Raw genomic sequence first — 10,340 nt, 5'->3', positions numbered from 1 at the left:
ACGGACCAGACCACCCAGATCATCCGTCGAACCACGCGTGTCACGCTGCAGCGTGGACAGCGTCTGAGCCCCCATGTCGAACTTCATCGCGCTAACTCGCCTCCCCCGGCCACCGATCGGTCGGTGATGAACGTTTCTACCTACACCATGTTCACCGTTTGCGATCACAGTCGCAACAGCCTCACCGTCACAGCCCCGCCACAGCAGCAGTCCGACAGCCCTCCACCCGCCGATTTCCGGTTGCACGGTCCGACCGCTCGGGGCAACGTCCCCCTGACGCCGACGAAAGCGGAGCCGATGACCACACAGTCCCGCCCCCCACAGCCCCACCCCGCCCCACCCCGTGCTGTCGGGGTGAGAGCCACACCATGGCCGCCGCGGGGCGTGCTCGGGACGGGCGGATCGTGACCGCGGTGAACGTCTACCACTTCACCGGAGGGCCCCGCGTCGAGCTGACGCTCATCGGCGCGGGCGACGATGTCCGGGCCGTCCCCGTCGCGGACCTGCTGCCCGAGAGCTACGTCTGGGCCGATCAGCTGGGCGGTGCCGAGTGAGCCCCGCCCTGCCCCCGGCCCTGCGCACCCCCCGCCTCCTCCTCACCCCCTACACCCCGGACGACGAGGACGACTTCGTCGCCTTGTTCCAGGACGCCCGGGTGTCCCGGTGGATGGGGGACGGCACCGCGTCCGAGGCCGACGACCGGGCCCTGTTCGGGCGGGTCTTCAGCAAGGTGTACGCGCGGGAGCTGTTCGACGTGTGGGCGGTCCGGCGCGACGGGCGGCTGGTCGGGCACGCGGAGATCAAGCGGACCGAGGAAGTCGACGGACACGAGATCATCTACGCCCTCGCCCCCGAGGCCTGGGGCGGCGGGCTCGGGACGGAGCTGGCGCGGGCGCTCGTGGCGTACGGCTTCGAGACCCTGAGGCTCACCGAGGTGCACGCCACCGTGGACGCGCGGAACGAGCCGTCGCTGCGGCTGCTGGGCCGGCTCGGGTTCGCGCACGTCCGGGACATCGTGGAGGACGACGGCGGGCTCACTCACGTTCTGACCTGCCGTAACCCGGCGAGGGGCACCGCCCGGGGACGACAGTAAGAATCCGGCAAGAAAATCTTGCCCGGCCGTGCAACCCTTCCCGCCCTTTGCGGGTCGTACTTGGTGTCAGGACTTCTGGAGGGGGATCCGGGGGGATCGCGGGGGCCTGACGGGAGGGGAAAGCCGAGGGGCCCGGTCGACGGACCGGGCCCCTCGAAACATCTCGGTGAACGGCGGTCAGAAGAAGACGCCGCAGCGCAGCAGGACGTTGGCGTACGGCCGTGCCTCGCCCGTGCGGACGATCAGCCGGGCGCCCGCCGACAGCTCCTTGAGCCGCTCGTGCGGGACGAGATCCAGCGCGGGGAAGTGCCCGTCCAGCAGCCGCGCGGCCTGCGGGTTCGCCCGCCGTACCTCCTCCGCCGCCGTCGCCCCCTCGACCACCAGCTCGGCCAGCAGCCCCTCCAGCACCTCCGCGAACGCCGGCACCCCGGCCCGGAAGGCCAGGTCCACCACCCGGGGCCCGTCGGGGATCGGCATGCCCGCGTCGCACACCAGCACCCCGTCGCCGTGGCCGAGTTCGGCCAGCGCACCGGCGAGGTGACGGTTCAGTATTCCGGCCTTCTTCACGCCGCCCCACCTTGCTCACCCGACGCCGAGTCGCTGCCCGGCCCGCGGCCGGGGGTCCGGGGTTTGTCCCCCGGGGCAGCACCGCACAGGGCAGTGACCTCCGCCGCCGTCGGGAAGGACTCCTGCGCGCCCCTCTTCGTCACCGTCGCCGCACCGACCCGCGCCGCGTACGCCGCCGCCTCCGCCAGGGACTCGCCCGCCCCCAGCCGGTAGGCCAGCGCGGCGGTGAACGCGTCGCCCGCGCCCGTCGTGTCCACCGCCCGCACCTTCACCGACGCCACCCGCGAGACGCCCTCCGCGGACGCCACCAGCGCGCCCTCCGAGCCCAGCGTCACCACCACCGACCGCGGGCCCTTCGCGAGCAGGATCCGCGCCCAGTCCTCGGGGGTGTCCCCGACGGCCGAGTCGCCCAGGATCACCTTCGCCTCGTGCTCGTTGACGATGAGCGGGTCGCAGGCCGCCAGCACCTCCGCGGGGAGGGGGCGCGGCGGGGAGGGGTTCAGCACGAAGCGGCTGTCCGGTGCCAGGTTCCGTACGACCTCCACCACCGTCTCCAGCGGGATCTCCAACTGCGTCGAGACCACCTTGGAGCTCTGGAACAGGCACCCGGCGGCGCTCACGTCCCCGGGGGTCAGCCGGCCGTTCGCGCCCGGCGAGACGACGATGCTGTTGTCCCCGGACGGGTCGACCGTGATCAGCGCGACGCCGGTCGGCGCGTCGCCCACCAGGACGCCCACCGTGTCCACGCCGGCCTCCCGCTGCGAGTCCAGCAGCAGCCGGCCGTGGTCGTCGTCGCCGACCCGGGCCAGCAGTGCCGTACGGGCGCCGAGCCGGGCGGCGGCGACCGCCTGGTTCGCGCCCTTGCCGCCCGGGTGGACGGCCAGGTCGGAGCCGAGCACGGTCTCGCCGGCTCCGGGCCGGCGCTCCACTCCGATCACCAGGTCGGCGTTGGCCGACCCCACGACCAGGAGGTCGTAGTCGTACATGAGTTGTCTCCCCACGTCAGTGACATGGCCGGGCGGTCCGCACGCCGTGTGCGACCGCCCGGCCGTTCCCCGATGTCAGCCGCTGAAGCCGGCCACGTTCTCCTTCGTGACCACCTTCACCGGCACCTTCACCGTCTCCTCGACCTTCTTGCCCTGGAGCGCCTTCAGGGCGTTGTCCACGGCGATCTTCCCGAGCTGGGTCGGCTGCTGCGCCACGGAGGCGTACAGCGTGCCGTCCTGTACCGCCTTCAGTCCGTCAGGCGTGCCGTCGAAGCCCACGACCGAGACCGACTTGCCGGCCTTGGAGCCCAGCGCCTTGATCGCGCCGAGGGCCATCTCGTCGTTGGCGGCGATGACGCCCTGGACGTCCGGGTGCGCCTGGAGCAGGTTCGACATCACGTCCAGGCCCTTGGTGCGGTCGAAGTCGGCGGGCTGCTGGGCCACGACCTGGATGCCCGGGTAGGCCTTCAGCCCCTTGGCGAAGCCCTCGGCGCGCTCCCGGGCCGCGGACGTGCCCGCCTGGCCCTGCAGGATCACGATCTTGCCCTTGCCGCCCAGCTTCTCGGCGATGGACTTGGCCGCGAGTTCACCGCCGGCCACGTTGTCGGAGGCGACCAGGGTGTCCACCGCCGCGTTGTTGACGGTCCGGTCCACCGCGACGACCGGGATCTTCGCCTTGTCGGCGGCCTTCACCGAGTTGCTCGCGGCGTCCGAGTCCACCGGGTTGACGATGATCGCGCCCAGGTTGGAACTGGTGAAGTTCTGCAGCTGGTTGGCCTGCTGGGAGGCGTCGTTCTGGGCGTCCGTGACGGTCAGGTCGACGCCCAGCCGCTTCGCCTCGGCCTGGGCGCCCGCCCGGATCTGCACGAAGAAGGGGTTGTTGAGGGTGGACAGCGACAGGCCCATCTTCGGGGCGGACGCGGCGGAGGAGCCGTTGTGCAGGAAGGACGTGGCGCCGACGATCGCGACGGTGACCACGGCCGCGAGCGCGTACGTCGCCGCCTGCTTGCCCTTGCCTCCCTGGGAAGCACCGGCCACCGGGGTCGCCCCCGCCTTGCGCCGCAGCGTGTCGAACAGCACCGCCAGCGCGATGACGACACCGATGACGACCTGCTGCCAGAACGCGGAGACGTTCAGCAGGTTCAGCCCGTTGCGCAGCACGGCCAGGATCAGCGCGCCGATGAGCGTGCCGGACGCCTTGCCCGTACCACCCGCCAACGACGCCCCACCGATGACGACCGCGGCGATCGCGTCCAGCTCGTAGCCGTCGGCGGCCTGGGGCTGCGCGGAGGAGAGGCGGGCGGCGAGCACGACACCGGCGACGGCGGCGAAGACACCGGAGAAGGCGTAGATCGCGAGCTTCTGCTTCTTCACGCGCAGCCCGGAAAGTCGCGCGGCCTCCTCGTTGCCGCCGATCGCGTACATGGAGCGGCCGATGTAGGTCCGGCCGAGCACGAACGCGGCGATCAGGCCCATCACGACCATGACCAGGACCGGCACGGGCAGCCAGCCGCCGAGGGTGTCGCCGAGGTGGGAGACCGAGTCGGGGAAGGCGATCGGGGAGCCCTCGGAGATGACGAGGGACAGGCCGCGGGCCACGGACAGCATGGCCAGCGTGGCGATGAACGGCGGCAGCTTGCCGTAGGAGATCAGGATGCCGTTGACCAGGCCGCAGACGATGCCCGTCGCTATGGCGAGGAGGACGGCGAGGAAGACCGGGACGCCCGCCGAGGTGGCGCTCCAGGCGAGGACCGTGGCCGACAGCGCGGCGACCGAGCCGACCGACAGGTCGATGCCCGCCGAGACGATCACGAAGGTGACGCCGAAGGCGAGGATGGCGGTCACGGCCGCCTGGACACCGACGTTGAGGAGGTTGTCCGTCGTCAGGAAGTCGCCGGACAGCGCCGACATCGCGATGACGAGGACGATGAGCGCGGTGAGCGCGCCGTTGTCGAGCAGGAGGCGGCGCAGGCCGCCCGAGGCCGAGGCGCCACCCGCGCCCGTCGTGCTCTTGAGCGTGTCAGTGGCCACGGGAGGCCTCCGTTCCGGTCGTGCTGGTGATCGTGGGCGTGCTGACGGCGAGGGCCATCACGGCGTCCTGGGTCGCCTCGTCGGCGGAGAGTTCACCGGCGATCCGGCCCTGGGCCATCACCAGCACCCGGTCGCTCATGCCGAGCACCTCGGGCAGGTCGCTGGAGATCATCAGGACGGCCGCGCCGGCGGCGGTGAGTTCGTTGATCAGCTGGTAGATCTCGACCTTGGCGCCGACATCGATGCCGCGCGTCGGCTCGTCGAGGATCAGCACCTTGGTGTCGGCGAGCAGCCACTTGCCGATGACGACCTTCTGCTGGTTGCCGCCGGAGAGGGTGCGCACGTGCTGGCCGAGGCCCGCCATGCGCACGCCGAGCTGCCCGGCGATCCGCGCGGCCGCCTCGCGCTGTGCCTTGAGGTCGACGAGCCCCGCGCGGGTGGCCGACCGCAGGGTCACCAGCCCGAGATTCTCCTCCACCGACGCGTCCAGCACCAGGCCCTGGCCCTTGCGGTCCTCGGGGACGAGCCCGATGCCCGCGGTCATCGCCGCGTTGACGTCGTACTTGGCGATCGGGGCGCCGGAGACCTTCACGCTGCCCTTGTCGTACGGGTCGGCCCCGAAGACCGCCCGGACGACCTCGGTCCGCCCGGCCCCGACCAGCCCCGCGATGCCGACGACCTCGCCGGCGTGCACCTCGAAGCCGACGTCGTGGAAGACGCCGTCGCGGGTGAGCCCCTCGACGGTCAGCAACGCGGTACCGCGGTCGGCGCGCTCGCGCGGGTACTGCTGCTCGATCGAGCGCCCCACCATGAGCCGGACCAGCTCGTCCTCGGTCGTGGAGGCGGGCACCTGCCCGACGCTCTTCCCGTCGCGAATGACGGTCACCCGGTCCCCGAGGGCGGCGATCTCCTCCAGGTGATGGGTGATGAACACGATCCCGACGCCGTCCTCGCGCAGCGTGCGCACGATCGCGAAGAGCTTCTCGACCTCCTCGGAGGTGAGCACGGCGGTCGGCTCGTCCATGATCAGCACCCGGGCGTCCAGGCTGAGCGCCTTGGCGATCTCGACCATCTGCAGCCGCGCGATGCCGAGTTCGCGGACCCGCGCGCGGGGCGACACGTGTACGCCGACCCGCTTGAGCAGGACCTCGGCGTCGGCCTCCATCCGCTTCCGGTCGATCACGCCGAAGCGGCGCGGCTGCCGCCCCAGGAAGATGTTCTCGGCCACCGTCAGATCGGGTACGAGGTTGAACTCCTGGTAGATGGTGGCGATCCCGAGCCGCTCGGAGTCCTGCGCGCTCTGGATGCGCGTCTCCTCGCCGCCGACCAGGATCCGCCCGGCGTCGGGCGTGTAAGCACCGGAGAGCATCTTGATCAGCGTGCTCTTGCCCGCGCCGTTCTCACCGAGCAGCACATGCACCTCGCCCCGGCGCAAGGAGAAGTCGACGCCGTCCAGCGCGACCACACCCGGGAAGGTCTTCCGTATGCCCTCGATGCGCAGCAACTCGTCCGCGTCGCTCACGACGTGCTCCTTTGCACTGGGGTGGGGTTCTCGCCGCACGAGCGGCGTACGACGAGCCGGGCGGGGAGGGTGACGGACTCGCCCGGCCGTCCTTCGATGCGGTCGACCAGGGCCCGTACGGCTGCCCGGCCCAGCTCGCCCGTGGGCTGGGCGACCGCCGTGATCGGCGGGTCGGTGTGCACGAACCACGGGATGTCGTCGAACGCGGCCAGCGCGATGTCGTCCGGCACGCGCAGTCCACGCGCGCGTACGGCGTCCAGCGCGCCGAGCGCCATCAGGTTGTCGGCCGCGAAGACGACCTCGGGCGGCTCGGCCAGGTCGAGGAAGCCCTCGGTGACCCGGCGCCCGCTCTCCGCCTGGAAGTCGCCCTGCCCTATGTAGGCGTCGGGGAGTTCCAGCCCGCACGCGGCGAGCGCCTCGCGGAAGGCCTCCACGCGCTCCCGGCCGGTCGTGGTCGCCGCGGGACCGGCGATGATCGCGAGCCGGCGGTGCCCGAGCCCGTGCAGATGCGCCACGAGGTCCCGTACGGCGGCCCGCCCGTCCGCCCGGACGACCGGCACGTCCACGCCCGGGATCCACCGGTCCACGAAGACCATGGGCGTCCCGGCCCGCGCGGCGTCCAGCATCAGCGGCGAGCCGCCGTCCGTGGGGGAGACGAGCAGGCCGTCGATCCGGCGGTCCAGCAGGTTGCGTACGTGGTGGTCCTGGAGGTCGGGCCGCTCGTCGGCGTTGCCGATGATCACGCTGTAGCCGAGCGCGCGGGCCTCCTCCTCGACGGAGCGGGCCAGTTCGGTGAAGTACGGGTTCAGTACGTCGCTGATGACCAGCCCGAGGGTGTGGGTCTGGTCGGTGCGCAGGGAGCGGGCGACGGCGTTCGGGCGGTAGCCCAGGGCCTCGACGGCGGCGAGCACGCGGGTGCGTGCGTCGGCGCTGACCGACGGGTGGTCGTTCAGGACGCGCGAGACCGTGGCGACGGAGACGCCCGCCTCGGCAGCGACGTCCTTGATGCTCGCCATCGCCGCTCCACCTCCTTGTGGAAACGGGACCCGTGGACGGGTCCGTGGAATCGATTACATCGACGGGTGGATGGAATCGATTACACGCCGGTAAATCAAGACCCCCAGGACACCTCTTGACCGGATCGTGATGTCGCGGCCGGTCCGGCGGCGGTCCACGCTGGAGGGAGGAGGCCGTTTTCCCGAGGCCCGGCCGGGCCGGAGCGGAGGAGCCATGACAGCGGCGACCCGGAGCGACGTACCCGTCGCCCTCGAAGGCGACGGAGTGGAACTGCGCATCATGCCGATCGGCGGCGGCCTGTCGGTGGGCTACATCACCCTGCCCCAGGGCACCGACATGGGCCCGGCGCTCAAGGGCATGCCCGACGACGCGTGCCAGTGCCCGCACTGGGGCTACCTGCTGAAGGGCCGGATCAGGATGCGCACGGCCGCCGGCGAGGAGGAGTACGTGGCGGGGCAGGCCTACTACTGGGGCCCCGGCCATGTGCCGGTGGCCCTGGAGGACAGCGAGTTCGTGGAGTTCTCGCCGAGTGAGGACTTCCAGCGGGTGATCGACCATGTGGTGGCGCAGGCGGGGTGAGCGGGGAAACCGGCGGGCTCGGGTGAGCCGGGGGATCGGCCGGGTCGGGTGAGCCGGGGGGATCCGCAGGGCCGGGTGAGCCGGGGAATGCGCCGGGCCCGGGTGAGCCGGGGAATCAGCCGGGCCGGTCGAGGCGGGGAATCGGCCGGGCCGGTCGAGGCGGGGAATCCGCCGAGCCCGTTAGCCCGGGAATCCGCTGGGCGGGGTGAGCCAGGAAAGCCGCCGGGCCGGGTGACCCGGGAAATAGCCAGGCCCGTTGCCCGGGAATCCGCCGGGTCGGTTGAACCGGGAAGTTCGTCGGGCCCGGGCCGATGAGTTTCGCCGGCCCGGGCGGTCTTCCCCTGGCACCGGTCGATCTCAGGAGGAGCGCTGTGTCCCAGCTGCTGCGCGTGCAGAACTTCAACGTCTCGAGTGACGGGTACGGTGCCGGGGAGCACCAGAGCCTGGAGCGGCCGTTCGGCCACGCCGACCCCGGGCAGATGTTCGCCTGGGCCGGTGCGACGGCGAGCTGGCCGAACCGCACCGACCCCGGCGGCAGCCGCGGCCTGGACGACTACCTCACGCGCGACTTCCACAACAACATCGGCGCCGAGATCATGGGGCGCAACAAGTTCAGCCCGCACCGCGGCCCGTGGCAGGACCACGAGTGGAAGGGCTGGTGGGGCGAGGAACCCCCGTTCCACACGCCGGTGTTCGTCATGACCCACTACGAGCGGCCCTCGTTCACCCTCTCCGACACCACGTTCCACTTCGTCGGCGGCGACCCGGCCGAGGTCCTGGAGCAGGCGCGCGAGGCGGCCGGGGGCAAGGACGTCCGGCTCGGCGGCGGGGCGGCCACCATCCGGGAGTTCCTCGACGCCGGCCTGGTGGACACGCTGCACGTGGCGGTCTCGCCCGGCGTGGTCATCGGGTCCGGCTCACAGCTCTGGGAGTCCCCCGAGGAACTGCTCGACCGCTTCCACTGCGATGTGGTGCCGAGCCCGAGCGGGGTGGTCCATCACCTGTTCTGGCGGAAGTGACGGCAGCTCAGACGCCCTTGCCCCAGTCCAGCCGGTCGGCGAGCCCGGCGGCGGTGAAGGCGGCGGCCAGTTCCTCGCGGCCCTCGGTGAAGTGGGCCCAGCTGTCGTAATGGACGGGGACGACCCGACGGGCGCCGAGGATCTCGGCGGCTTCGGCGGCCATCGCGCTGTCCAGGACGAGGACCTGGTTGTCGAAGAGCACGGGGAAGCGGGGAGCCCCGGCGAAGAGGACGGCGGTGTCGACGGGGGCGAAGCGGTCGGCGATCGCGCGGACCGCGTCGAGGGAGGCGTTGTCGCCGCTGACGTAGACGGTGGGCAGTCCCTCGCCGGTCAGGACGAAGCCGACGACCTGGCCGGTGACCGGCTCGACCTCCTCGCGGCGGCCGGGGCCGTGCAGCGCGGGGACGCCGGTCACGGTGACCGTGCCGCCGTCGGGCCGGTCCAGCTCGACGGACTCCCAGTCGGCGAGACCCTTGGCCCTCTCTCCCAGGCTCTCGCCCAGGCGCTTGCCGCCGCCGGGCGTGGTCAGGGTCAGGGGTATGCCCGCGAGCAGGGCCCGGCCGCTGGTGTCGAGGTTGTCGTCGTGCTCGTCGTGGGAGAGCAGTACGACGTCGACGCGGCCGAGGTCGGCGGGGGTGGCGGCGGAGGGCGCGGTCTTGGTCAGGATCCGCTCGCCGTCGCGGAAGTAGTCGCCGGGAGCGTCGAAGGTCGGGTCGGTCAGGAAGCGCAGACCGCCGTACTCGAAGAGGGCGGTCGGGCCGCCGAAGACGCGGACGGGGAAGCGGTCGGCCGTCACGGGAAGAGAGGACACGGAGACACCTCACGGATAGACGTGGTTGAACCGTGAGAAGACCGTAGCCGTTTCTCACGGATGGAGGCAACCCGTACCATGAGAAGCGTGGAAGAGTCCGTGATCGAGCAACCCGCTCCGCCCCCCGCGCAGGGCGAGCAGGAGCACCCCTCCCTCGCCCTCGCCAACACCGCGATGGCGCTGCCCGGCGGGCACACGATCGACCTCCTGGGCACCCCCGCGCAGGCGAACCACTGGCTGACGGAGCGCGGCCTCGCCCCGGTCGACGCGGGTATGCGGGAGATGTGCGCGGCCCAACTGCGCTCGCTGCGCGAACAGATCAGATCGCTGTTCGCCTCCCGCGCCGAGGGGCTGCCCGCCCTCCCCGCAGCCGTCTCTGCCATCAACGACGCGATGACCCGGGTCCCCACCGCCCCGCTGCTGCGCTGGGACGACGAGACCGGCCCCTACCGCACGGCGCCCCACCCCACCACCGCGATCGTCGACCTGGCCCTGGCCACCCTGGCCGCCGACGCCGCCGACCTGCTCACCTCCCCCGACGCCGAACGCCTCACCGCGTGTGGCTCCCCGCCCTGCAACCGCTTTCTGCTCCGCCACGGCCGCCGCCAGTGGTGCTCGACCCGTTGCGGGGACCGGGCACGGGCGGCTCGGGCGTACGCCCGTCGCAGCAAGGGGGGCTGACCCGCCCGCGGCCGGGACGGCGCTTCAGCCGAGG

Annotated in this window: 10 protein-coding genes and 1 pseudogene; 5 read left to right on the top strand and 6 right to left on the bottom strand. The window is 72.0% G+C overall.

The features are described 5' to 3' along the window. Window positions 1–347 precede the first annotated feature (347 nt). Window positions 348–554: pseudogene (locus ABZ386_RS34590) on the top strand (cytidine deaminase); the annotation flags it as partial. 8 nt (window positions 555–562) lie between these two features. After that, window positions 563–1,093, top strand: a complete 531-nt coding sequence (locus ABZ386_RS34585) for a GNAT family N-acetyltransferase (protein ID WP_358967553.1) — start codon at window positions 563–565, stop codon at window positions 1,091–1,093. A gap of 177 nt (window positions 1,094–1,270) precedes the next feature. Here the strand turns inward: ABZ386_RS34585 and rbsD are convergent, their stop codons facing one another. The 5 genes from rbsD to ABZ386_RS34560 form a co-directional block, all read right to left on the bottom strand. Then, on the bottom strand, window positions 1,271–1,660 hold the full coding sequence (gene rbsD / locus ABZ386_RS34580) for a D-ribose pyranase (protein WP_356500912.1): 390 nt from the start codon (window positions 1,658–1,660) through the stop codon (window positions 1,271–1,273). Beyond that, complete coding sequence (locus ABZ386_RS34575; RefSeq protein WP_358967542.1) at window positions 1,657–2,646, bottom strand: ribokinase; 990 nt, start codon at window positions 2,644–2,646, stop codon at window positions 1,657–1,659. Before ABZ386_RS34575 ends, rbsD begins: the two co-directional genes overlap by 4 nt. A gap of 75 nt (window positions 2,647–2,721) precedes the next feature. Then, entirely contained in the window at window positions 2,722–4,677 is a 1,956-nt protein-coding gene (locus ABZ386_RS34570) for a substrate-binding domain-containing protein (protein WP_358967539.1), read from the bottom strand. Further along, window positions 4,667–6,199, bottom strand: a complete 1,533-nt coding sequence (locus ABZ386_RS34565) for a sugar ABC transporter ATP-binding protein (RefSeq protein WP_356500904.1) — start codon at window positions 6,197–6,199, stop codon at window positions 4,667–4,669. Before ABZ386_RS34565 ends, ABZ386_RS34570 begins: the two co-directional genes overlap by 11 nt. Next, window positions 6,196–7,215, bottom strand: coding sequence for a LacI family DNA-binding transcriptional regulator (locus tag ABZ386_RS34560; RefSeq protein ID WP_351346587.1), 1,020 nt, complete (start codon window positions 7,213–7,215; stop codon window positions 6,196–6,198). Before ABZ386_RS34560 ends, ABZ386_RS34565 begins: the two co-directional genes overlap by 4 nt. Window positions 7,216–7,429: 214 nt before the next feature. On the opposite strand from ABZ386_RS34560, the gene ABZ386_RS34555 reads away from it, so the two are divergent. Next, on the top strand, window positions 7,430–7,795 hold the full coding sequence (locus tag ABZ386_RS34555) for a hypothetical protein (RefSeq protein WP_114252735.1): 366 nt from the start codon (window positions 7,430–7,432) through the stop codon (window positions 7,793–7,795). Between the two features lie 371 nt (window positions 7,796–8,166). Further along, window positions 8,167–8,814: a dihydrofolate reductase family protein gene (locus ABZ386_RS34550; protein WP_356669094.1), complete on the top strand. Its 648-nt coding sequence runs from the start codon at window positions 8,167–8,169 to the stop codon at window positions 8,812–8,814. A 7-nt stretch (window positions 8,815–8,821) separates the two neighbouring features. Here ABZ386_RS34550 and ABZ386_RS34545 read toward each other — a convergent pair whose 3' ends face one another. After that, the gene (locus ABZ386_RS34545) at window positions 8,822–9,625 is read right to left on the bottom strand and encodes an MBL fold metallo-hydrolase (protein ID WP_356500900.1); all 804 of its coding nucleotides are present in this window, start codon (window positions 9,623–9,625) and stop codon (window positions 8,822–8,824) included. A 78-nt stretch (window positions 9,626–9,703) separates the two neighbouring features. Here ABZ386_RS34545 and ABZ386_RS34540 point away from each other — a divergent pair, with 78 nt between their 5' ends. Beyond that, a complete protein-coding gene (locus ABZ386_RS34540; protein ID WP_351346580.1) occupies window positions 9,704–10,306 on the top strand; it encodes a CGNR zinc finger domain-containing protein in 603 nt (200 codons plus the stop codon). Window positions 10,307–10,340 lie beyond the last annotated feature (34 nt).

Source organism: Streptomyces sp. NPDC006140 (assembly GCF_040628815.1).
In the GTDB taxonomy this organism is placed as follows: Bacteria; Actinomycetota; Actinomycetes; order Streptomycetales; family Streptomycetaceae; genus Streptomyces.
The sequence above is the reverse complement of the archived record's forward strand: the minus strand, read 5'-3'. Positions and strand labels throughout refer to the sequence as shown.

What these genes read in the sequence shown, in the direction of transcription:
- ABZ386_RS34540 (WP_351346580.1), top strand. Translation starts at nt 9,704, where the DNA reads ATGAGAAGCGTGGAAGAGTCCGTGATCGAGCAACCCGCTCCGCCCCCC.
- ABZ386_RS34555 (WP_114252735.1), top strand. Translation starts at nt 7,430, where the DNA reads ATGACAGCGGCGACCCGGAGCGACGTACCCGTCGCCCTCGAAGGCGAC.
- ABZ386_RS34575 (WP_358967542.1), bottom strand. Translation starts at nt 2,646, where the DNA reads ATGTACGACTACGACCTCCTGGTCGTGGGGTCGGCCAACGCCGACCTG.
- ABZ386_RS34560 (WP_351346587.1), bottom strand. Translation starts at nt 7,215, where the DNA reads ATGGCGAGCATCAAGGACGTCGCTGCCGAGGCGGGCGTCTCCGTCGCC.